Genomic DNA, 21,919 nt, shown 5'->3' with positions numbered 1-21,919 from the left:
GCCCCGGCCCGCTACTTCTGCAGGATCGACAGGTCCTGCTCCGTCTCCGGCACCGATACCAGGCCGCGGTCGCCGGGGAGGGTCTGGACGGTGAAGGCGGCGGTGGAGCGGGTGCGGGCGGTGAGGGTGCGGGAGCCGTAGACGGGGCCGCCGGAGACGGGTTCGACGGTGAGGGCGTAGGTGCCCTTCAGGCCCGTCGGGACCGGGGCGTCCACGTTCTGCGTGGTGCCCGGCCTGATCGTGAACGTCTTGGCCGCCGGGGTGCCGCCCTCGCTGCCCGCCGAGGCGGTGACCTTGACCGTGGCCGTGCCCTCGGGCGCCGTCAGGGCGAGCGTCGTGCCCTTCGCGCCGTTGCCGGCCGAGGTCGCGCGCGTGCCGACGGCGGCGGTGGCCGGGATGAACGCCGTCTCCCGCTGGTCGCCCTTGCCCCGCACCACCTGGAGTGCCGCGACGACCGGGACGGCCCGGCCGGTCGGGGTGAGGACCAGGGAGCCGGCCTCGCCGCGGGTGATGTCGCCGAGGTCGACCGCCGCCGTCATACCGGACTTGATGTGCGCGGTCTCGTGCCCGGCCGGGGTGATCAGGCCGTCGGGCGAGGCCAGCCGGATCTTCAGGTCGGCGTCGTCGTCGCCGGGGGCGAAGGCGATCAGGCGGACGTCGGTGGCGTCCTTGGGGATGCCGGGCAGGACCAGGTCGGCGGCCGGGTCGGCGGCGGGGGCCAGCCAGTCGCCGCCCGCCTTGTCGTCCAGGGCCCGCACGGCCGCGCCGACCCGGCCGCCGCGCACGCCGACGTGCACGGTCAGGTCGGCCTGCCGTTCCTCGGTGAGCGTGGGGAGCAGGATCGCGTCGCTCGCTCCCGGGCCGATGGTGAGGTTCTCGCCCAGCGGGGCCTTGACCTCGCCGTCCTTGCCGTACAGCTCGATGTCGACCACGGCGGCGGAGTCGTCGGGGTTGGTCAGGTGGACGTAGTCGGTGCGGCCGGCGGCCGTGCTCGCGCCCGGGAACCAGAACTCGGTGTCCGCGCCGGCGCAGGTGACGCCGAGCAGGCCGCGGCCGGTGCCGGCGGCGACCTCGGTGGTCTCCTGGACGGTCCAGCCGGGTGCGAAGGCGCCGTCCGCGGTGCCGACGAGCGCGGGGGCGTCCCCGCCGGAGGTGTCGCCGGTGGCCGGCGTGCCCGGCGCCTTCGGCGTGAGCACCGGCTGCCCGGCCTTCTTGCCCTCGCCCTTCTTGCCCTTGCCCCCCTCGTCCCCCTTGCCCTCGCCGGACCCGTCGTCCGCCGGCTGCTCGCCGGCCGCCCGCAGCCGGGCCGCGCCGCCGCTCGCGGCGCCCTTGGTGACGGGCGTGAACGAGGTGTACGCCGTCTCGGCGAGGTCCGAGGTGCTGGGTGCCGGGCACACCAGGCCGGTGCGCTCCACGGGCAGCCGGGCGGCCGCCCGGGGAGCGGCGCCGGACGCGGACGGCGAGTCGACCGCGGCGAACGCGGTGACGGCGGCCAGCGCGGCCGTGCCGGCGATCAGGGACAGGGTGGTGCGGTTCACTGCTGGCTCCCGTCGGGACGCTGGCTGCCGGTGCCGTGGGGGTGCTGGGCCGGGTCGTGACCCTGCGGCGCGGGGTCGTACGCCGGGTCGTAGCCCTGGTGCCGGTAGGCCGTCGGGTCGTAGGACGGCTGGTCGTCGGTGCCGCCGTAGCCGTACGAGTCGTAGGGGGCCGCCGTCTGGTAGGGGTCGGGCTGCGGGTACGGCTGCTGGTCGTAGCCGGTCGCGGCCGGGTACGGGTCGGCGCCGTAGCCGGCGTATCCGGTGTGCGCGTACGCGGCCGGGTCGTACGCCTCGTACGGCTGCTGCCGGGGTACGGCGGCCGGGGGTGGGAGGGTGCCGGGCCCCTCCCCGGCGGGCGGTTCCCCGGCGGACGGTTCCTCGGCCTGGGCGCGCAGGCGGCGGGCGCGGCGGCCCTCGCCCGCGGTGGCCTGGGCGGGCGGCGGCTGCTCCTCGGGCAGGTCGTCGTCGACGTCGCGGCGGCGGCCGGGCAGGGCGAGGACGACCAGGACGACGGCGAGCAGGCCCTGCGCCCAGAGCCAGGCCGTGTGACCGAGCGGGGTGTCGTAGGTGACGTCGAGCCGGCCGCCCCGGGCGGGGAGCCGGAAGCCCTGGGCCCAGCCGTCGACGGTGGTGCGGGTGAGCGGCTTGCCGTCGAGGGTGGCGGTCCAGCCGTCGTCGGCGGCGTCGGCCAGGCGCAGGACGCGGCCGTCGGAGCCGGCGGGGACGGTGGTGTGCACCTCCACCGGCCCGGCGGGGACCGGCCGGGCCTTGCCGGAGCCGCCGGCGGGCACGATGGCCGCGCGGGAGACCTCCTGGCCGACGCGCCACAGGGCGGCGCCGTTCTGCTGGCTGAGCCGGGTCAGGCCGGGGGTGGCGTCGAGGACGCGGGTGATCTCGCGGGGGGCGCCCTGGTGGACGAGGACGTAGCGCACGGCGAAGCCGCCGAGTTCGGTGGCCTGGTCGGCGCCGGAACCTGCCACCAGGTGGGCGACGGTCTGGTCCAGGCGGCTGTTCCCGCCGGTGGCGGCGGTGAACTCGGCGTCTCCCATGCGGGCGCCGGAGCCGCGGACCAGGCTGTAGCGCACGCGCGCGGGCGAGTCGCTGTCCAGGATCAGGGTGCGGGCCTGGTCGCCGCCGGTGGAGTCCTCGGCGACGAACGCGGGCACCTGGGCCGGGTCGCGGCGCTCCAGGGGGCCGTCTGCGCCGCGGATCACCCAGCCGCCGGCGACGAGCAGCGGGCCGGCGGCCGAGGCGAGGGCGATCAGGGCGGCGACGGGCTGGCGCCAGCCGAAGCTCTGCTCGGCCACGCGCGCGCGGGCGCCGTCGGCGCCGAGGACGGCGGCGGCCAGCAGGGCGATGCCGTAGACGAGGGTGGCCGGTCCGGCCCAGGCGGACCGGTTGGACAGCACCGCGAAGACGAGGCCGGCCAGGGCGACGGCCCAGGCGGTGTGGATGCCGAGCCGCCGTTCGGAGCGCAGCAGGGCGGCGAGCGCCGCGAGGACGATGCCGAGGAGCAGCAGGCCGTTCACCGTGCCGGGGCCGCCGGGGGCGGCGCCGAGCAGGTCGGACGCAGAGGCGGCCGAGGGGCCGTATTCCAGGCCGGCCTCGCGGAAGAAGCCGGTCGGCAGCAGGGTCAGCGACCAGGGGGCGAGGACCAGCAGCGGGGTGCCGAGCTGGGCGAGGAAGCGCGGTCCGTAGCCGAGCAGGTCGCGGCGGCGCAGCACCAGGACGCCGAGGCCGAGCAGCAGCGCGAGCGGCCAGACGATCGGCGTGAAGGCGGTGGCGATGGTCAGCAGCAGCGCGTACGCCCAGGTGGCGCGCCAGCTGCCGCGGGTGCCGGCGCGGGCCGCCAGGCCGCTCGCGGCGATGCCCGCGCGCGCGATGAGCGGCAGCAGCACGGCGAGGACGGCGGTGCCGACGCGGCCGCCGGCCAGGGCGCCGGTGGTGGCGGGCAGGAAGGCGTAGGCGACGGCGGCCCAGGCGCGCAGCAGCCGGGAGGGGACCAGGGGCCGGGAGGCGAGGTAGGCGGTGCAGCCGGCGAGCGGCACGGAGCAGACCAGCAGGGCGGTGACGGCGAGGCCGGTGGAGCCGAACAGGAGGGAGGCCAGGGTGGCGACGAGGGCCAGGTAGGGCGGTGCGGCCGGGGTGCCGCCGGTGCCCGTCGGGTGCCAGGCGTCCAGGTAGCGCGACCACAGGTCGGTCGCGCCGGCCGGGACGGGCAGCAGGGCGCCGCCGGCGAGGGCGCCGCCGCCGAGCAGGGCGCGGCAGGCGGCGAGGGAGACGAGCAGCAGCGCGACGAAGAGGACGGGCCCGGGCCGGCGGGCGATCCGCTTGAGCCGGGCGAACTGCTCGACCTCCAGGAAGTCGGCGTCGTCGCCGCCGGGCCCGGATTCCACGGCGCCGCCGTGCCGGCCGGCCGAGGAGGTGTCGGTGTCGGAGCCGCCGGTGAGGTTGCCGGCGATCTGCTCCACGGTGGCCCGGACGGTGGCGCCGGGCGGCGGGAACAGCCGGCGCAGTTCGGCCTTGTCGATGCGGGAGGGGCCGCGGCGGCGCCGGGCGGCGATGATCCGCTCGGGCCGCAGCAGGGTGCTCAGCAGGCCGCGGATCTCGTCGAGGGCCTGGCCGGGGACCTTGCCGACGAGGTAGGCGAGGGTGCGCAGGACGGTGCCGAGGACCAGCCGGAACAGCACCCAGGGCAGCGCGGCCGTACGGGTGTTGACGAGCAGGGTGTAGACGGCGCCGGCCTTGTCGACCTTGTGCGGGGAGGCGGTGGTGCGGCCCGCGCAGTCGACGGCGCGGCGCTCGCGGGAGGCGGCCTCGGCGTGCCGGACGACGGCGTCGGGGGCGATCAGGACGCGGTGGCCGGCGGTGTGGGCGCGCCAGCACAGGTCGACGTCGTCGCGCATGAGGGGCAGCCGGCGGTCGAAGCCGCCGAGCTGTTCGAAGACGTCGCGGCGGACGAGCATGCCGGCGGTGGACACGGACAGCACGTCGCGGACGTGGTCGTGCTGTCCCTGGTCCTGTTCGCGGCGGTCCAGACCGGTCCAGCGGCGGCCGGAGTCGGCGATGGAGACGCCGACCTCCAGCAGTTGGCGGCGGTCGTACCAGCCGCGCAGCTTGGGGCCGACGACCGCGACGTCGTCGCGGCCGAGTTCGAGTTCGTTGTCGACGACCCGCAACAGCTGGGCGAGGGCGTCGGGTTCGGGGGCGCAGTCGTCGTGCAGCAGCCACAGCCACTGGACGGGTTCGCCGTGCGGCAGTTCCGGCAGGTCGTACGCGTCGTCGCGCCAGGCGCGGGTGACGGGGTCCCAGCCGCTGGGGCGCTTGAGGTACGGCAGGTCCTCGGGGGTGAGGACGGGCGCGGTGCGGCTCGCCTCCTCCACGGCCTGGCCGAAGCCGGTGCGGCGGGCCAGGTGCAGCACGCCGGCCTCGCCGAGTGCCTCGGTGAGCAGCCGAGCGGAGTCGTCCGCGCTGCCGGTGTCGGCGGCCACCGCGTGCTGGACGGGGCGCTCCTGGCCGAGCAGCCCGGCGAGCGCGTCGGGCAGCCAGCGGGCGCCGTCGTGGGAGACGAGGACCGCGGTCACCACGTGGCGCGGGAACTCGGGTGGGCGGGACGGGTCAGACCCGGCGGACGCGGCGCGGTGTTGGGCTGCCGCATGGCTGTGCACGGACATCGAGGTACGGGCCCCGGTTCGATGGACTGCGGTGGACACCCGCGTCTTCTCGTGGCCGAGGGACAGCGGGGCGTCTCGGACGAGCGCCCACACTATCGGCTGGGCACGACGACGGCCCGCCGCCTGTGGACAACCCACGTGCGACGGGCCGTTCGTGCCCTTCGCGGTCGCGCGTGCGGTCCCTTCGGGGTCGCGCGTACGGTCACACGGCGGCTTTCTTCAGCCGGCGGCGCTCACGCTCGGACAGGCCGCCCCAGATGCCGAAGCGCTCGTCGTTGGCGAGGGCGTATTCCAGGCACTCGGAGCGGACCTCGCAGGCGAGGCAGACCTTCTTGGCCTCTCTGGTGGAGCCGCCCTTCTCGGGGAAGAAGGACTCGGGGTCGGTCTGGGCGCACAGTGCGCGCTCCTGCCAGCCGAGTTCCTCGTCCGCGTCGTCGACCAGCAGTTGCTGCACCAGCTCGGTCATGTGCGCCCCTCGTCTGTCTCGCGTCCCCGTGCGTAGCCGTTACCGATTGCGGCTGAACGACACGAGTGAAATTACAAGTGTGCTGCTCCGGGCGAGTCAAGCCGAGATCTGCTATTGGGCCCGTTATTCACTCTGCGGAACCAAGGCCATGCGGAAAGTGTTCAAATCGCCATAAACCTTGACACGCAGCCGGACCCACGGAGACGTCTTTCTCCGTACAGGTCCTCTGTACGGAGAAAGACGTCTCCGTGTTCGATGCCGTTCCGCGAGGCTCGAGCGCTCGGATGTGCCCCATGTGTCCCGAGACCCCGATGAGCAAACCTTTCGCCTGCGAAATAAACCGGATGAGGTGAAACATGTCCCACATACCGGGCGCAGAGTTGACAGTGCGCGTGTGAACCGATGTCCTAGTGGGCATGCTCGCGAACTTGGCACCCACCTCGACCCGCACCCGCGGGTCCCTCGGTGCCGCCCGCGCGCGCTGTAGCTGTTGCTGCTGTCCCAGCTGTTGAGCCACGCCCGCTCCGGCTGTTCCCGAGTCCCTCCCGGCTCGGCCGCGTTCCGCCTCTCCTGATCCCCCTCACCCGGGGCATCCCTCCCGCCCGCGACCCGGGCGGACCGTACGCGTCACCCCAGCTCCGCTCCCAGCTCCGGCCCCCACTCTTCCGCCGAGGACCACCGCACCCCCATGAACAGCGACAACGACCTCCAGATCGCCGGCGACATCCTCGAAGTCCCGCACCTGCTCCAGCCGCCGCGCGAACACCCGGCCACCATCGCCGAGTTCGTGGGGCTCGCCCGCTCGATCGCCGCCGACCGGGACCAATGGGCGCACCTGGTCCGCTTCGACGCCACCACCCGCTGGTACCACCGGCTGCGCACCGGCCCCGGCTACGAGGTCTGGCTGCTGTCCTGGCTGCCCGGGCAGGGCAGCGGACGGCACGACCACGGCCGCTCCTCGGGGGTGCTCACGGTCCTGGAGGGCGCGCTCACGGAGCACACCGTGCGCGGCACGCGCACGCTGGGGGCGGGTGCCCAGCGGGTGTTCGCGCCGGGGTACGTCCACGAGGTCGTCAACGACGCGCTGGAGCCGGCGGTCAGTCTGCACGTGTACCACCCCGGGCTGACCGAGATGCCCATGCACGCCTCCCCGCACTGCGCGGCGCGCACGGTGACCGCCTGACGCGGTGTCGTATCCGCCTGCAAGACTTGCCCCCATGCGCATTGTGGTTCTGGCAGGCGGCATCGGCGGTGCCCGTTTCCTGCGTGGTCTGAAGCGGGCCGCGCCGGACGCGGACATCACGGTTATCGGCAACACCGGCGACGACATCCATCTCTTCGGTCTGAAGGTCTGCCCGGACCTGGACACGGTGATGTACACGCTGGGCGGCGGCATCAACGAGGAACAGGGCTGGGGGCGGACCGACGAGAGCTTCCACGTCAAGGAGGAACTGGCGGCCTACGGCGTCGGGCCGGAGTGGTTCGGGCTCGGCGACCGGGACTTCGCCACGCACATCGTGCGGACGCAGATGCTCGGTGCCGGTTACCCGCTCAGCGCGGTCACCGAGGCGCTGTGCGACCGCTGGCGGCCGGGCGTGCGGCTGATCCCGATGACCGACGACCGCGTCGAGACCCATGTGGCCGTCGAGCTGGACGGCGAGCGCAAGGCGGTCCACTTCCAGGAGTACTGGGTGAAGCTGCGCGCCTCCGTCCCGGCCCGGGCGGTCGTCCCGGTCGGCGCCGAGCAGGCCAAGCCGGCCCCGGGCGTCCTGGAGGCCGTCGCCCAGGCGGACGTGATCCTCTTCCCGCCGTCCAACCCAGTGGTGTCCATCGGCACGATCCTCGCCGTGCCCGGCATCCGCGAGGCCATCGCGGACGCGGGCGTGCCCGTGGTCGGCCTCTCCCCCATCGTCGGGGACGCGCCCGTGCGCGGCATGGCCGACAAGGTGCTCGCCGCGGTCGGCGTGGAGGCCACGGCCGCCGCCGTCGCCGAGCACTACGGCTCCGGACTGCTGGACGGCTGGCTGGTCGACACCGTGGACGCGGGCGCGGTGGAGCGGGTCGAGGCGGACGGCATCCGCTGCCGCGCCGTCCCGCTGATGATGACCGACGTGGAGGCCGCCGCGCGGATGGCGCGGGAGGCCCTGGCGCTGGCCGAGGAGGTGCGCGCGGCGTGAGCACGACGGCGTCCGCCGCGGCGGACGAGCGGCCCGCATTCCGCGTCTGGGCCCTGCCCGGCATCCCCGAGGTGCGGCCGGGCGACGACATCGCCAAGCTGATCGCCCAGGCCGGGCCCGGCCTGGCCGACGGGGACGTGGTGATTGTCACCTCCAAGATCGTCTCCAAGGCGGAGGGCCGGATCGTGCGGGCCGCCGACCGCGAGTCCGCGATCGACGCCGAGACGGTCCGGGTGGTGGCCCGGCGCGGCACGCTGCGCATCGTGGAGAACCGGCAGGGCCTGGTGATGGCCGCCGCCGGGGTCGACGCCTCCAACACCCCCGCCGGGACCGTACTGCTGCTGCCCGAGGACCCGGACGCCTCCGCGCGCGCCATCCGGGCCGGGCTGCGCGAGGCCCTCGGCGTCAACGTCGGGGTGCTCGTCACCGACACGTTCGGGCGACCTTGGCGCTCGGGCCTCACGGACGTGGCGATCGGCGCCGCCGGGGTGCGCGTGCTGGACGATCTGCGCGGCGGCACGGACGCGTACGGCAATCCGCTGAGCGCGACCGTCGTCGCCACGGCGGACGAGCTGGCCGCCGCCGGTGACCTGGTCAAGGGCAAGGCGGCGGGCCGCCCGGTGGCCGTCGTCCGCGGGCTGCCCCACGTCGTGGAACCCGAAGCCGCCGGTGCGGCGGACGAGGGCGCGCGGGCGCTGGTGCGCACCGCCCGGGACGACATGTTCCGGCTCGGCACCTCCGAGGCGGTCCGGGAGGCCGTCACCCAGCGCCGCACCGTGCGGGCGTTCACCGACGCCCCCGTGGATCCCGGCGCCGTCCGCCGCGCGGTGGCCGCGGCGGTCACCGCGCCCGCCCCGCACCACACCACGCCCTGGCGGTTCGTGCTGCTGGAGTCGGCGCAGTCGCGGGCCCGGCTGCTCGACGCGATGCGGGACGCCTGGATCGCCGATCTGCGCCGGGACGGCAAGAGCGAGGAGTCCATCGCGCAGCGGATCCGGCGCGGTGACGTGCTGCGCCACGCGCCGTACCTGATCGTGCCGTGCCTCGTCATGGACGGCTCGCACACCTACGGGGACGCCCGGCGGGACGGTGCCGAGCGGGAGATGTTCGTGGTCGCGATGGGCGCGGGCGTGCAGAACCTGCTGGTCGCGCTGGCCGGGGAGCAGCTGGGCTCGGCGTGGGTGTCGTCCACGATGTTCTGCCGGGACGTGGTGCGCGAGGTGCTGGGGCTGCCGGCGGACTGGGACCCGATGGGCGCGGTGGCGGTCGGCCGGCCGGCGGAGGATCCGAGGCCCCGGCCGGCGCGGGACGCGGAGGCGTTCGTGGAGGTGCGGTGAGCACCTACCCTCGTAAAGCGGAACCGACCCCTCCGGAACATCCCGGCCGGCCTCTCTAGGACTCCCTCGTGGCAGGACGCTTTCCCCAGCGGCCCACGCGTACGACCGTGCGCGGCGGGCAGGTCGCCGTGCCCGCGGGGGTCCCCCGGCAGGCGGCGGCGCCCGCGCGGGCGCGGCGGTGGGTGCCGGAGGGGCCGCTGGACCTCGGGCCGACCCTCGGGCCGCTGCGGCGCGGGCCCGCCGACCCGACGTTCCGGGCCACCGCGGACGGATCCGTGTGGCGGGCCAGCCGTACGCCCGCCGGGCCGGGCACGGTGCGCGTGCGCGTGCACGGCGGTGAGGTGACCGGCGAGGCGTGGGGGCCGGGGGCGGAGTGGCTGCTGGAGCGGTTGCCCCGGCTGCTCGGCGCCGACGACGACCCCGGGGCGTTCGTGCCCCGGCACCGGGTGGTGGCGCTGGCCCGGCACCGCCGTCCGGGGCTCCGGCTGGTGCGGACCGGGCTGGTGCTGGAGTCGCTGATCCCGTCGGTGCTGGAGCAGAAGGTCACGACCGACGAGGCGTACCGGGCGTGGCGGCTGCTGGTACGGCGGTTCGGGGAGCCGGCGCCGGGGCCCGCGGGAGCGGGCGAACGGCCGATGTACGTCATGCCGGCGGCACGGACGTGGGCGTTGATCCCCTCCTGGGAGTGGCACCGGGCCGGGGTGGACGACAAGCGTGCGTCCACGATCCTGCGGGCCGTACGGGTCGCCGCGCGGCTGGAGCAGGCGGCGGGGATGCCGGCGGCCGAGGCCCGGGCGCGGCTGGAGGTCGTGCCGGGGGTGGGGCCGTGGACCTCCGCGGAAGTGGTGCAGCGCAGTCATGGGGCGGCGGACGAGGTGACCGTCGGGGATCTGCATCTGCCGGGCATCGTGGGGTGGGCGCTGACGGGTGACCGGGAGGCCGACGACACGGAGATGCTGCGCCTGCTGGAGCCGTACGCCGGGCAGCGGCACCGGGCGGCCCGCCTGATCCTGCTGAGCGGCCACGTCCCGGCCCGGCGCAAGCCGAAGATGCCCCGGGTGGACATCGGGCTGCTGTGATGCCGCGGCCGCTGCCGCTCATCGCGTGCGCGGGCATCGCGGCGAGCGGCCCGCCAGGCCGCGCCGGCACCCGCGGCAGCCGGCGCGCCACCTGGGCGTACGCGCCGCTGCCGGCCATCGCCGCCGGCCGCGTCGGCACCGCCGTCCTCGCCGTGCCGGCCGCGGTGGTGGAGCCGCCCCGGGGGCGCGGGGAACCGCGCGAGCGGCCACCCGAGGGCCCGCCGGACCCTCTCCTTCCCCGCGACCCCCGTGACGGGGCCTGGGGGCCGAGCCTCCGTGGGCAGGGCACCGGGCTCTGAGGGCGCTCCCCGGGGGCGGGGCGCCGGGCCGACGGCCCGGGCGCACCGGGGCCGGGTTACTGGTCGGACGAGAAGCGGAGCGCTCCCGCCGGGATGCGGGCGTCGCACCACACCCGTACGCCCTCGCGGAGTTCGTTGTCGGCGCCCACGACCGCGCCGTCGCCGATGACCGTACCGGTGAGGACGGTGCGTGCGCCGACGCGGGCACGGCTGCCGACGAGGGAGTCGGTGACGACCGCGCCGGGCTCGATGACGGCGCCGGGCAGGATGGCGGAGCCGGAGACCCGCGCCCCCTGGGCCACGAACGCTCCCTCTCCCACCACCGTGCCGCCGGTCACCTTGGCGTCCGGCGCCACCGTGGCCGTGGGCAGGACGAGACGGTCGCCGCGGCGTCCGGGCACCGCCGGGGAGGGCGCGCGGCCGAGCACCAGGTCGGCCGAGCCGCGCACGAACGCGGCCGGGGTGCCGAGGTCCAGCCAGTACGTGGAGTCGACCATGCCCTGGAGATGGGCCCCGGCCGACAGCAGGTCCGGGAAGGTCTCGCGTTCCACGGAGACCGGCCGGCCCGCCGGGATCGTGTCGATGACCGACCGCGTGAAGACGTACGCCCCCGCGTTGATCTGGTCGGTGACGATCTCCTCCGGCGTCTGCGGCTTCTCCAGGAACGCCAGTACCCGGCCGGTGGAGTCGGTGGGGACCAGGCCGTAGGCCCTCGGGTCCGTCACCTGGGTCAGGTGCAGCGAGACGTCCGCGCCCGTCGTCTCGTGGGTGTCCACCAGGGCCCTGATGTCCAGGCCCGTCAGGATGTCCCCGTTGAAGACGAGCACCGGGTCGTCGGGGCCGGAGCGCAGCCGGCCGGCGACGTTGCGGATGGCGCCGCCCGTGCCGAGGGGCTCCTCCTCGGTGACGTACTCGATGTGCAGGCCGAGCGCGGAGCCGTCGCCGAAGTACGGCTCGAAGACCTCGGCCAGATAGCTGGTCGCGAGGACGATGTGCTCCACGCCCGCCGCGTGCGCCCGCGCCAGCTGGTGGGTGAGGAACGGCACCCCGGCGGCCGGGACCATCGGCTTGGGCGTGTGCACCGTGAGCGGTCGCAGCCGGGTGCCCTTGCCACCGACCAGGAGGATCGCTTCTGTCACCTGTCGTCTCTGCTTCCCGCCGGGCCCGCCCGAACTGCTCGTCTCACTCGTTTCGGCCGGTCAGTGTATGCAGACGGGCCGGCGGCGCCCGCGCCGGCCGCGCGGTGTCCCACGAGATCGGCGCGCGGTTTCCCCCGTCCGCCGGGCCTCAGCGCCCCTGGTAGCGCGCCGCGCCGGTGCGGGCCGTGCCCAGCTTGGCGTACAGCTGCTTTCCGGGGCACTCGGTGGCGAACCCGTCCCGATGCCCGGACAGCACGTTCAGCCGTACCTTCTTCCCCTTGGGGTAGAGGTTGCCGCCGCCCGACGTGAGGTAGGTCTTCGCCCTCGGGTCGACGCCGTGGAGGCCGAGCTTCCACGCGGCGAGCCGGGCGACGGCCGTCACCGCGGCGCCCGCCGGCCGGGTCGTGCCGTAGGTGCCGAGCACGGCCACGCCCATGCTGTCGGTGTTGAACCCGAGGGTGTGCGCGCCGAGCACCGCCTTGGCCACACCCCCGGCCCGGCCCTCGTAGAGGGTGCCGCACTTGTCGACGAGGAAGTTGTAGCCGATGTCCCGCCAGCCCAGGCTCTTGACGTGGTAGCGGTAGATGCCGCGGATGACGGCGGGGGCCTGGGCGCAGGTGTACTTGTTGCCCGAGGCCGTGTGGTGCACGAAGGCCGCCTTGATCTTCTTCGTGTAGACGAACCCGCGTGCGCGCAGTGACTCGTCGGCGCCCCAGCCCCGGCGCGTGACGATTTTCGGACGCGGCCCGATGTACGGCTTGCCCCGCTCCGGTCCCTGAAGCCTCGTCAGCTCCGCCACGGTGGCCGGTCCGTCGAGTGCCGGGATCTCGGTGGTGCCGAAGGCGGCGATGCCGGCGTTGGCGCCCGAGGCGGCGATCGCGGCCTCCGTGTCCGGCCCGGTGCGCGGCGCGTCGTCGGCGGGCGCCCCCGCCCGCCCCGGCGCGCCCGGCTCCGCCGCCGTCTTCCCCGGGTCCTGCCCGGGGTCGACCAGGTCCACGCGCAGCCCCGACGGCAGCGCCCCGTACCCGTTCCCCGCGCGCCCGTCGCCGCCCGGTCCGTCGGCCCGTACCCGTACGTCCACGCCGTCCGAGGGGCCCACCCACAGCGGCGCGGTCGCCCCGCGCACGCCCCGGGCGGCGCGTTCCGCCGTGCCCGGGTCGGCGCCGTGGTCGGCGGTGTGCGTCCCGACGTCCTGCCAGCCGGTCCACGCCCCCGTCAGGGCGGACCGGGTGCGCACCCGCACCCGGCCGCGCAGCTCGCTGCCGGGGTCGTCCCAGACCACGCCGACCAGCGCGAACCGGGCGAGGCCGGTGCGGCGCAGCCCTTGGTCCGGGGGCGCGTCGGGGGCGCGCTCACGGTCGAGCGGGACGAGCGGCAGCGAGCGCGTGCTGCCCGCGACCGCGTCCCCGGCCCGCCCGCCCCCGGTCGTGGCGGGTGCGGAGGCGAGGGCGGGCGGGGCCGGGACCAGGGCGAGGGCGAGGACCGCCGCGCAGGCGGTGCCGGCCGAGCGGACGGCGAGCGGGGAGACGCCGGAAGAGGAAGTGAGGAATCCACGCATGTGCCCGATCTTGGACATAAGCATGTAAATCTGTCCATAGGTCAACTGACGGACCGTCGGGCGGCGCTCCGCCGAACCGGTGGCCCGTTCCTCCCTGCGCGCACCCGACCGCGCGTACCCTGTCCCGCGTGAACGCCACCGATCGCACCCCCGCCGACCTGCTGACTTCCGCGCTCGCCGCGGACCCCGGCCGCCCGCTGGTGACCTTCTACGACGACGCCACGGGCGAACGTGTCGAACTGTCCGTGGCCACCTTCGCCAATTGGGTGGCCAAGACCGCCAACCTCCTCCAGGGCGACCTGGCCGCCGGGCCCGGCGACCGTGTCGCGCTGCTGCTGCCCGCGCACTGGCAGACGGCGGTGTGGCTGCTGGCCTGCTCCTCGGTGGGCGTGGTCGCGGACGTCGCCGGGGATCCGGCGGCGGCCGACGTCGTGGTGAGCGGTCCCGACACGCTGGAGGCCGCGCGGGCCTGCCGGGGCGAGCGGGTGGCGCTGGCGCTGCGGCCCCTGGGCGGGCGGTTCCCGCAGCCGCCCGAGGGGTTCCTCGACTACGCCGTGGAGGCGCCGGGCCAGGGCGACCGGTTCGCCCCGTTCGCCCCGGTGGACCCGCGGGAGCCGGCGCTCGTCGTCGCCGGACGGGAGTTCACCGGGGCGGAAGCGGCCGAGCGGGCCGTGGCCGAGGCGTCCTCGCTGGAGCTGACCGGACCCGGTTCCCGGCTGCTGTCGGGACTGCCGTACGACACCTGGGAGGGGCTGAGCGCGGGGCTGTACGCGCCGCTGGCCGTCGGCGGGTCCGTGGTGCTGTGCCGCAACCTCGACCGGCTGGACGAGGAGGCCCTCGCCAAGCGCGTCGAGAGCGAGCGGGTCACCACGGTCCGCCGCTGAGACGGCCCGGAACCCCCGGCTCCCGCGCCCCCGGTCCCCAGCCCTCCGCCTCACCCGTTCGGAGCAGCAAAGGGCGCTCCCCCTCCCCTCCCCCGCCATCGTCGTAAGTGCAGCACGCGACGCTCGTACGGCATGAGGGGACGGCCCATCGTGACCGACACCGCAGGCACCTCCCTCGGTACCGGTTCCGGGGCCTCGGCCACCGGCGACGGGCTGATACGGCGACGGCGGCGGCGCCGGCTGCGGAACTCGGCGCTGGGGGCGGCGGTCCTCCTCCTCGCCGCCGCCGGCGCCGGCTGGGCCGGTTACGCCCGGCTCAGCGCCAACATCACCCCCGACGAGGCCGCCGCCGCCGAACTGGCCCGCTACGAACGGGAGCGGCCCACGGCGCTGGTGCGGGACGCGCAGAACATCCTGGTGATCGGGTCCGACACCCGGGCCGGGGACGCCAACCGCGGGTACGGCAAGGGCGTCGTCGGCCAGCGTTCGGACACCACGATCCTGCTGCACCTGGCCGCGGACCGGACCAGCGCCACCGCCGTCTCGCTGCCCCGGGACCTGATGGTGGACATCCCCTCCTGCCGGCGGGAGGACGGCACGCGCGGCGACCCGGTGTTCGCGATGTTCAACCACGCCTACGAGGTGGGGGGTTCGGCGTGCACGATCCGGACCGTGGAGAAGCTCACGGGCATCCGCGTCGACCACCACATGGTGCTGGACTTCGCCGGTTTCAAGGAGATGGTGGACGCCGTCGACGGCGTGGAGGTGTGCCTGAGCGAACCGGTGGACGACAAGGCGGCGAAGCTGCGGCTGCCCGCCGGGCGGGTCACGCTGGACGGGGAGCAGGCGCTCGGATACGTGCGCGCCCGCAAGTCGCTCGGCAACGGCAGCGACACCGACCGGATGGAACGCCAGCAGCGGTTCCTCGGCGCGCTCGTCGACAAGGTGCGCGGCGACGGCGTCCTGCTCAATCCGGTGAAACTGTATCCGCTGCTGGACGCGGCGACCTCCGCGCTGACCACCGACCCGGGACTGGCGAGCCTGCGCGGGCTGTACCAGCTGGCACGCGGACTGCGCGCCATCCCCACCGAAAAGGTGCGGTTCCTGACGGTACCGAGGAGGTCGTACGTCTACGACGCCAATCGTGACCAGCTCGTGGAGCCGGAGGCGGAGAAACTGTTCGCGCGGCTGCGGGCCGATCAGCCGGTGGCGGTGACCCCGGAGAATTCACGGGAAGTTCCCCGGAAGGACACGGGCGCGGGCGGCCCGGACGGTCCCGCGCCCGCTCCGACGTTCCGCGGGTACACCGCCGCCGAACACACCTGTGAGTGAGCCGTCTACCAGAAACGGCGCACTCCGGTTCGGAAAATGAGGCGGATTGCCCGGTTGTAGGAACGTCGAATTTGTCACCGGCGTCGCCCGACGCTGAACTGGGCGGATAGTGTGAGCGATCCGGTGCACCTGGCCGCGAGGTCCGTCCTGGGTCGTGCACTGTTTCACCGAGACCCGAGCGCCTTGGAGGGGGAAGGCGCCGCGTGGCCCCGACGGAGGATTCGGACAACCGTGGACGCGCAAGGCCGTGGGCGGGCGGACAACATCGACCCCGCAGACCAGTGGGTGCTCAATCCGGACACCGGCGAATACGAACTGCGACTGAGCCCTTCCGCAGCGCAGCCACCGGTTCCCGGACCGCGCAAACCCTCCGCACCGGACGGCGGCGGCGCGGCGGGCCGCCGTGCCCGGCGGCAGGGCGGGGAGGACCCGCAGTCGGACAAGGAAGGCCGGCAGTCGTCCCGGGCCGAGCGCGCCTCCGACGTGCCGGCGCCCCGCTCGGCCCGGCGCCGGGGCGCGGAACCGGAGGCGCCGCAGGGCCGGCGCGCGTCCCGGCGTCCGCCGAAGAAGAAGTCGCGGGCGAAGAAGGTGCTGCTGTGGACCGGCGGGTCCATGGCGTTCGTGCTGGTCGCCGTGTCGGCCGCCGGCTACCTCTACATCAAGCACCTCAACGACAACATCACGTCCGTGTCCGACGACGGTGCCAGCACCGGTGGCTTCCGCAAGGACGAGGCGATCAACATCCTGCTGATCGGCACCGACAAGCGCACCGGCAAGGGCAACGAGGGCTACGGCGACGCGGGCAGCGCCGGCCACGCCGACACCACGATCCTGCTGCACGTCTCCAAGGACCGGTCCAACGCCACCGCGCTGAGCATCCCGCGCGACCTGATCGTCGACGTCCCGGACTGCCCGACCGAGCAGGAGGACGGCACCCGGAAGATCATCCCGGGCTCCGATCGCGTCCGCTTCAACACCAGCCTCGGGCAGGACGACCGGACGCCGAGCTGCACCATGCGCACGGTGACCGAGCTGACCGGGATCAAGCCGGACGACTTCATGGTGGCCGACTTCAACGCGGTCAAGACGCTGACCGAGGCGGTCGACGGCGTCGAGGTCTGCCTGGCCAAGGACATCGACGACCCGGACTCGCACCTGAAGCTGCCCAAGGGCACGCACAAGATCTCCGGTGAGCAGGCGCTGGCGTTCGTGCGCACCCGGCACTCCGTCGGCTTCGGCGGCGACCTGAGCCGGATCGGTCTCCAGCAGCAGTTCCTCGGCGCGCTGATGCGCAAGCTGAAGGGCAACTCCACGCTGACCAGCCCGACGAAGATGGTGAAGCTGGCCGAGGCCGGCACCAAGGCGCTGACCGTGGACGACAAGCTGGACGACATCAACAGGCTGAAGGACCTGGGGCTGGAGCTGGGCAAGCTCAACCCGAAGAACCTGACCTTCACCACGCTGCCGGTCAAGGACAACCCGGCCGACGGCACCGTGCACAAGACGGTGATCGTCGATACGGCGATGGCCCCGCAGGTGTTCGAGGCCATCCAGAACGACGTCTCCTTCACCGAGGTGAAGAAGAAGCAGAAGGCGGCGAAGGACGCCCAGGCCGCCCGGCTGAAGGGCACCAAGGCGCCCGCCTCCGACGTGCGGGTACGCGTCCTCAACGGCGGGGCCGAGACCGGCAGCGCGCAGGCGGTGCTCGCCTGGCTGCAGAACGACGAGGGCGTCACCAAGTCGGAGAACGGCGGCAACGCCCCCGCGAAGCTGGCCAGGACGACGCTGGAGTACGCGCCCGACCAGGCGGCCCAGGCCCGCCGGCTGGCCGCGGTCATGGGCCTGTCCGGGGCCGCGATGAAGCCGGGCGAGAGCGTGACCAACGCGCAGGGGCTGCCGGCGATGACGCTGACCCTGGGCAAGGACTTCAAGGGAGCGGGGATCTCCCTGACACCTCCGACGAAGGCGCCGGCGGTCGACAAGTCCACGGCGGACAAGGTGAAGTGCGCCTCGTAGGTAACCCATGGGGCCCGTCGTGCGTCTAACCGGACGCGGGACGGGCCCGCTGCTTGGCGCGAGGGCGGGAGGGCAGGGAATTTGGCGCAGAGCGAGGTGCGCGGGAAGGCTCCGGCGGTCGAGGAGGCGGCGGCGCACGCGCCCCGGACCCCGGGCTCGCCGGCGGGTCCGGGACGGCGAGGGGGCAGGCGGCGGCCGGGCGGCGCGCAGACCGACCGGCGGCGGCGCAGAAGGCGGGTGCTGCGCTGGTCGGCGACGGTGCTGGCGGTGGTGATACTCGGCACCGCGGGCGCCGGATATCTCTACTACCAGCATCTCAACGACGGCCTCCAAAAGGGGCGGCGCGCCAACGGCGACGACTCCAAGGCGCACCGGACCGCGCCGAACGCGGCGGGCCAGACCCCGCTGAACATCCTGCTGATCGGCTCCGACAGCCGGAACACCAAGGAGAACCTGAAGCTCGGCGGCAGCAGGGACCACGTCGGCGACCCGCCGCTGGCGGACGTGCAGATGCTCATCCACCTCTCGGCGGACCGCAAGAGCGCCGCGATGATCAGCATCCCGCGCGACACCCGGGTGGACATCCCCGCGTGCACGGACCCCGACACCGGCAGGGAATATCCGGCGACGAACGACATCATCAACGTCACCCTGGCCCGTGGCGGGGCCGGCTGCACGCTGCTGACCTGGGAGAACCTCACCGGGGTCTATATCGACCACTGGATGACGATCGACTTCGCGGGCGTGGTGCGGATGGCGGACGCGATCGGCGGCGTCGACGTCTGCGTGAACCAGAACGTGTCGGACCATTCGACGGCCACCGTGCACGGCGGGTCCGGGCTGAAGCTGACCAAGGGCACGCACAAGGTGAAGGGCGAGCAGGCCCTGCAGTGGCTGCGCACCCGCCATGCCTGGGGCGACGACCTGATGCGGGCCCGCGCCCAGCACATGTACCTGAACTCGATGATCCGCACGCTCAAGCAGCAGAACGTGTTCACCGACACCGGCCGGCTGATGGACCTGGCGGACGCGGCCATCAAGTCGCTGCACGTGTCCGAGGAGATCACCACGGTCAAGAAGCTCTACGACCTCGGCATGCAGATGAAGTCGGTGCCGACCGACCGCATCACCTCCGTGACCATGCCCAACCTGAAGGACCCGCAGAACGGGAACCACGTCGTGCCCGACGAGGAGAACGCCGACAAGATGTGGCGGATGCTCCGGGACGACGTGCCGTTCGACAAGAACGGCGGGAAGCCGGACGGGAAGAAGGAGGCGGCCGGGAAGCCGGACAAGAAGCCCTCGTTGGACCCGGCCCGGCTCGGGGTGCTGGTACGCAACGCCACCCGGACCTCCGCCGAGGCCGCGGTGCCGCAGCGCGCGTCGGCGATCGGCCAGGTGCTGGTGGGCAAGGGCTACGCCCGGGCGCAGGCCGACACCTCGGGCAGCCTGGCCGAGGACAAGACGCTGGTGCGCTATCCGAGCGCGGACCTGGAGGGCGACGCCCAGGCGGTGGCCCGGGCACTGGGCATCCCGGTGACCCAGGTGCAGAAGTCGACCGACGTCTCGGGGGTCACGGTCGTCGTCGGCGCGGACTGGCGCTCCGGGGCGGCCTACCCGAAGAAGTCCGAGCCCAAGGCCGGCGACCTGCCGGAGAACTCCGACGCCGTCAACGGCTCGGACACCTCCAAGTGCATGGACGTGTACGCCCCCTACCGCTGGTAGCGGCCGGCGGACCGGCGCCCGGGGCCCCGCACAGGGGCCCCGGCACGGGGTCAGGCGTGGACCGCGGGCCGGCGGGAGGCGATGACCCTGCGCGCCAGCGACTTCGGGCTGGTCAGGAAGCCCCAGCCCCACGACATGTGCATGGTGGCCAGGGCCACGGGTATGCGCAGCCGGGCCTTCGGCGGCAGGCCCTTGCCGGCCGGGACCGAGCCCGCGACGATCGCGGCCAGGTAGCCGCCGGGAACCACCAGGCCCCAGGGGGTCAGCGCGACGCCGACGACCAGGCCCGCCGCGATCGCGCACACCGCCACCGGCGGGGCGAGGTAGCGCAGGTTGATGGAGCCGGAGTGGTAGCGGGCGACGACGTGCCGCCAGCGGCCGTAGTCCTTGTACTGCTTGGCCAGCGCACGCACCGACGGCCGCGGCCGGTACGACACCCGCAGCTCGGGCGAGAACCAGATCAGGCCGCCCGCCTCGCGGATCCGGAAGTTCAGCTCCCAGTCCTGGGCGCGGATGAACTCCTCGTTGTAGCCACCCTGCCGCTCCAGCGCCTCGCGCCGGAACACGCCGAGGTAGACGGTCTCGGCGGGGCCGGCCCGGCCGCCGGTGTGGAACGCCGCGTTGCCGACGCCGATCTTCGACGTCATCGCGGCGGCCACCGCGTGCTCCCAGGCGTTCTCTCCCTCGGCGTGCATGATGCCGCCGACGTTCTGCGCTCCGGTCTCCTCCAGCAGCCGCACGGCGGTGGCGATGTAGTTCGGCGAGAGCATGCCGTGGCCGTCCACGCGGACCACGACCGGATGCCGGGATGCCTTGATCGCCGCGTTCAGCGCGGCCGGGGTGCGGCCGGTCGGGTTGGGCACGGTGTGCACGCGGGGGTCCGCGCGGACCAGCTCGGCGGCGATCTCGTCCGTGCGGTCCGTGGACGGACCGAGGGCGATCACGACCTCCATCTCGCCGGCGTACTCCTGCGCGAGGATCGCTTCGACGGCTCCGCGCAGATGCCGTTCCTCGTTGAGGACGGGCATGATCACGGACACTGCGGGGAGCCGCACGTCGGGCTTGGCGTTCATAGGGGCCTCACGTTACCGCGAACGGGGGACACGGGTGCGCGCCGCCGGGGCCGCGACGCGGGCTGGAGATCGTATCGGCCTACTGTGCTCCCGGATCCCGCGTACGGCCTCGTCCGGAGGTGTCCCCCTTGCCCAGCCCGCCCCGGTCCCCGGCGCCGCCGCAGCGCCGCCCGCAGCCGCCCCGCCGTGTGCCGCGCCCGCCCGAGCGGGCCGCGGCGCCCGTCCGGCCGCCCAGGCGGCCCCGCTGGGCCATGCGGGCGGTCACCACCCTGTCGGTCGTGGTGCTCGCCTCCGCCGGGATCGGCCACGCGGTGGTGAGCAGCCTGGACGCGGGCATCGCCCGGATCGACGCCTTCAAGGACATGAAGAACCGGCCCCGGGCCGGGCACGGCATGAACGTGCTGCTGGTCGGCACCGACGGCCGCGACAAGGTCGGCGAGCGGGACCGGCGCGCCTTCCGGCTGGGCGGCCAGCCCTGTCACTGCACCGACACCATGATGATCGTGCACATCGCGGAGGACCGGGGGCGGGCCACCGTGGTGAGCCTGCCGCGCGACTCCTACGCCGAGATGCCCGCGCACACCGACCAGAACTCGGGGCGGCGGCACGGCCCGCACCCGGTCCGGCTCAACGCGGCCTATGCCGAGGGCGGTCCGCAGCTGACCATCCGCACGGTCGAGAACATGACCCATGTGAAGATCGACCACTATCTGGAGGTCGACTTCGCCAGCTTCATGCGGACCGTGGACGTGCTCGGCGGGGTGGAGGTCTGCACGCCGATGCCGCTGAGGGACCGGTACACCGGCCTCGACCTCGCGTCCGGCACGCACACCCTGCGGGGCGGGCGGGCGCTGCAGTACGTGCGCGCCCGGCACGTCGACGGGGCCAGCGACCTGGGCCGGATGAAGCGGCAGCAGCGGTTCCTGGCCGCGCTGATCGAGAAGACGACCTCCTCCGGGGTGCTGCTGAACCCGATGCGGTTCCGGGACGTGACCCGGGCGGTGCTCGGCTCGGTCCGCGCGGACGCGGGCTTCGGCACCGACGAACTGCTGGACCTCGGCCGTGCGATGCGGAACTTCTCGCCGTCCTCCTCGGAGTTCACCACCGTGCCCATCGGACAGCTGGACTACCGGGTCAAGGGCATCGGCTCGACGCTGAAGTGGAACCCGGCGAAGGCGGAGAGGCTGTTCGCCGCGGTACGCGACGACAAGCCGCTGGCCCGGGACCGCGCACGCCGCTCGGGGGCGCCGGCGCCGGTGCCGGTGGAGGTGGCGCCGGAGACGATCCGGGTGCAGGTGGCGAACGGCACGGGCACGGCGGGGCTGGGCAAGCGGGTCGACGCGGCGCTGGCGGCGACGGGCTTCGCCACCACCCGCCGGCCGGTGACGGCGCCCGCCCGCTTGCCGCGCACGCTGGTCTTCTACGACCCCCGCTGGGACCGCTCGGCCCGCTCCCTGGCCGCGGCCCTGCCGGGCAGCGAGCTGCGCGCGGTGCCGGGACAGGGACCGCTGCTGAAGGTGATGGCCGGCGCCGACCTCAAGGACGTCCGCCGGGTGCGGTTCGACGACCCGGGGCGGCCGGAGCAGAACGTGCTGCGGGGCGACGAGGCGGTGTGCTGAGCG

General features: G+C 74.3%; 16 protein-coding genes. 10 read left to right on the top strand and 6 right to left on the bottom strand.

The window, feature by feature from the left end; translation table 11 throughout:
• Positions 1 to 11 precede the first annotated feature (11 nt).
• The 3 genes from ACZ4W9_RS35930 to ACZ4W9_RS35920 all read right to left on the bottom strand — a co-directional run bounded on the left by ACZ4W9_RS35930 (position 12) and on the right by ACZ4W9_RS35920 (position 5,678).
• Positions 12 to 1,538, bottom strand: coding sequence for a DUF5719 family protein (locus tag ACZ4W9_RS35930; protein WP_467942899.1), 1,527 nt, complete (start codon positions 1,536 to 1,538; stop codon positions 12 to 14).
• Positions 1,535 to 5,212 carry a glycosyltransferase family 2 protein gene (locus ACZ4W9_RS35925; RefSeq protein ID WP_467942932.1) on the bottom strand — a complete coding sequence of 1,226 codons (3,678 nt, stop codon included), beginning with the start codon at positions 5,210 to 5,212 and terminating at the stop codon, positions 1,535 to 1,537. The genes ACZ4W9_RS35930 and ACZ4W9_RS35925 overlap by 4 nt, the downstream gene beginning before the upstream one ends.
• A gap of 202 nt (positions 5,213 to 5,414) precedes the next feature.
• The gene (locus ACZ4W9_RS35920; protein WP_003975777.1) at positions 5,415 to 5,678 is read right to left on the bottom strand and encodes a WhiB family transcriptional regulator; all 264 of its coding nucleotides are present in this window, start codon (positions 5,676 to 5,678) and stop codon (positions 5,415 to 5,417) included.
• Positions 5,679 to 6,366: 688 nt separating this feature from the next.
• On the opposite strand from ACZ4W9_RS35920, the gene ACZ4W9_RS35915 reads away from it, so the two are divergent.
• The 5 genes from ACZ4W9_RS35915 (at position 6,367) to ACZ4W9_RS35895 (ending at position 10,570) form a co-directional block, all read left to right on the top strand.
• Positions 6,367 to 6,861, top strand: a complete 495-nt coding sequence (locus ACZ4W9_RS35915; protein WP_467942896.1) for a cysteine dioxygenase — start codon at positions 6,367 to 6,369, stop codon at positions 6,859 to 6,861.
• A 34-nt stretch (positions 6,862 to 6,895) separates the two neighbouring features.
• Entirely contained in the window at positions 6,896 to 7,855 is a 960-nt protein-coding gene (cofD, locus tag ACZ4W9_RS35910; RefSeq protein WP_467942893.1) for a 2-phospho-L-lactate transferase, read from the top strand.
• Positions 7,852 to 9,192, top strand: coding sequence for a coenzyme F420-0:L-glutamate ligase (locus ACZ4W9_RS35905; protein ID WP_467942891.1), 1,341 nt, complete (start codon positions 7,852 to 7,854; stop codon positions 9,190 to 9,192). Before cofD ends, ACZ4W9_RS35905 begins: the two co-directional genes overlap by 4 nt.
• 68 nt (positions 9,193 to 9,260) lie before the next feature.
• Positions 9,261 to 10,271 (top strand): DNA-3-methyladenine glycosylase family protein, encoded by a 1,011-nt coding sequence (locus tag ACZ4W9_RS35900; RefSeq protein ID WP_467942889.1) that lies wholly within the window; start codon positions 9,261 to 9,263, stop codon positions 10,269 to 10,271.
• Positions 10,271 to 10,570, top strand: coding sequence for a hypothetical protein (locus tag ACZ4W9_RS35895; protein ID WP_467942887.1), 300 nt, complete (start codon positions 10,271 to 10,273; stop codon positions 10,568 to 10,570). The genes ACZ4W9_RS35900 and ACZ4W9_RS35895 overlap by 1 nt, the downstream gene beginning before the upstream one ends.
• 56 nt (positions 10,571 to 10,626) lie before the next feature.
• On the opposite strand, the gene manB is transcribed toward ACZ4W9_RS35895, so the two are convergent.
• Both manB and ACZ4W9_RS35885 read right to left on the bottom strand, forming a co-directional pair.
• Positions 10,627 to 11,709, bottom strand: a complete 1,083-nt coding sequence (gene manB, locus ACZ4W9_RS35890) for a mannose-1-phosphate guanylyltransferase (protein ID WP_467942885.1) — start codon at positions 11,707 to 11,709, stop codon at positions 10,627 to 10,629.
• 148 nt (positions 11,710 to 11,857) lie between these two features.
• Positions 11,858 to 13,267 (bottom strand): peptidoglycan recognition protein family protein, encoded by a 1,410-nt coding sequence (locus ACZ4W9_RS35885; protein ID WP_467942883.1) that lies wholly within the window; start codon positions 13,265 to 13,267, stop codon positions 11,858 to 11,860.
• A 128-nt stretch (positions 13,268 to 13,395) separates the two neighbouring features.
• On the opposite strand from ACZ4W9_RS35885, the gene ACZ4W9_RS35880 reads away from it, so the two are divergent.
• The 4 genes from ACZ4W9_RS35880 to ACZ4W9_RS35865 all read left to right on the top strand — a co-directional run bounded on the left by ACZ4W9_RS35880 (position 13,396) and on the right by ACZ4W9_RS35865 (position 19,224).
• Positions 13,396 to 14,151 carry a TIGR03089 family protein gene (locus ACZ4W9_RS35880; protein ID WP_467942880.1) on the top strand — a complete coding sequence of 252 codons (756 nt, stop codon included), beginning with the start codon at positions 13,396 to 13,398 and terminating at the stop codon, positions 14,149 to 14,151.
• A 150-nt stretch (positions 14,152 to 14,301) separates the two neighbouring features.
• On the top strand, positions 14,302 to 15,483 hold the full coding sequence (locus ACZ4W9_RS35875) for an LCP family protein (protein WP_467942878.1): 1,182 nt from the start codon (positions 14,302 to 14,304) through the stop codon (positions 15,481 to 15,483).
• 231 nt (positions 15,484 to 15,714) lie between these two features.
• Positions 15,715 to 17,499, top strand: a complete 1,785-nt coding sequence (locus ACZ4W9_RS35870; RefSeq protein WP_467942876.1) for an LCP family protein — start codon at positions 15,715 to 15,717, stop codon at positions 17,497 to 17,499.
• A gap of 81 nt (positions 17,500 to 17,580) precedes the next feature.
• Positions 17,581 to 19,224, top strand: a complete 1,644-nt coding sequence (locus ACZ4W9_RS35865) for an LCP family protein (RefSeq protein WP_467942873.1) — start codon at positions 17,581 to 17,583, stop codon at positions 19,222 to 19,224.
• 50 nt (positions 19,225 to 19,274) lie between these two features.
• Here the strand turns inward: ACZ4W9_RS35865 and ACZ4W9_RS35860 are convergent, their stop codons facing one another.
• Complete coding sequence (locus tag ACZ4W9_RS35860) at positions 19,275 to 20,297, bottom strand: glycosyltransferase family 2 protein (protein ID WP_467942871.1); 1,023 nt, start codon at positions 20,295 to 20,297, stop codon at positions 19,275 to 19,277.
• Positions 20,298 to 20,425: 128 nt separating this feature from the next.
• On the opposite strand from ACZ4W9_RS35860, the gene ACZ4W9_RS35855 reads away from it, so the two are divergent.
• Positions 20,426 to 21,916, top strand: coding sequence for an LCP family protein (locus tag ACZ4W9_RS35855; protein WP_467942869.1), 1,491 nt, complete (start codon positions 20,426 to 20,428; stop codon positions 21,914 to 21,916).
• Positions 21,917 to 21,919: the final 3 nt, after the last annotated feature.

The sequence above is a fragment of the Streptomyces sp. NPDC029296 genome, assembly GCF_055569255.1.
This window is presented reverse-complemented; position numbering and strand designations above follow the sequence as displayed.

Coding starts and splice junctions, on each gene's coding strand:
- ACZ4W9_RS35925 (WP_467942932.1), bottom strand. CDS start 5,212: ATGTCCGTGCACAGCCATGCGGCAGCCCAACACCGCGCCGCGTCCGCC.
- ACZ4W9_RS35920 (WP_003975777.1), bottom strand. CDS start 5,678: ATGACCGAGCTGGTGCAGCAACTGCTGGTCGACGACGCGGACGAGGAA.
- ACZ4W9_RS35915 (WP_467942896.1), top strand. CDS start 6,367: ATGAACAGCGACAACGACCTCCAGATCGCCGGCGACATCCTCGAAGTC.
- cofD (WP_467942893.1), top strand. CDS start 6,896: ATGCGCATTGTGGTTCTGGCAGGCGGCATCGGCGGTGCCCGTTTCCTG.
- ACZ4W9_RS35895 (WP_467942887.1), top strand. CDS start 10,271: ATGCCGCGGCCGCTGCCGCTCATCGCGTGCGCGGGCATCGCGGCGAGC.
- ACZ4W9_RS35885 (WP_467942883.1), bottom strand. CDS start 13,267: ATGCGTGGATTCCTCACTTCCTCTTCCGGCGTCTCCCCGCTCGCCGTC.
- ACZ4W9_RS35860 (WP_467942871.1), bottom strand. CDS start 20,297: ATGAACGCCAAGCCCGACGTGCGGCTCCCCGCAGTGTCCGTGATCATG.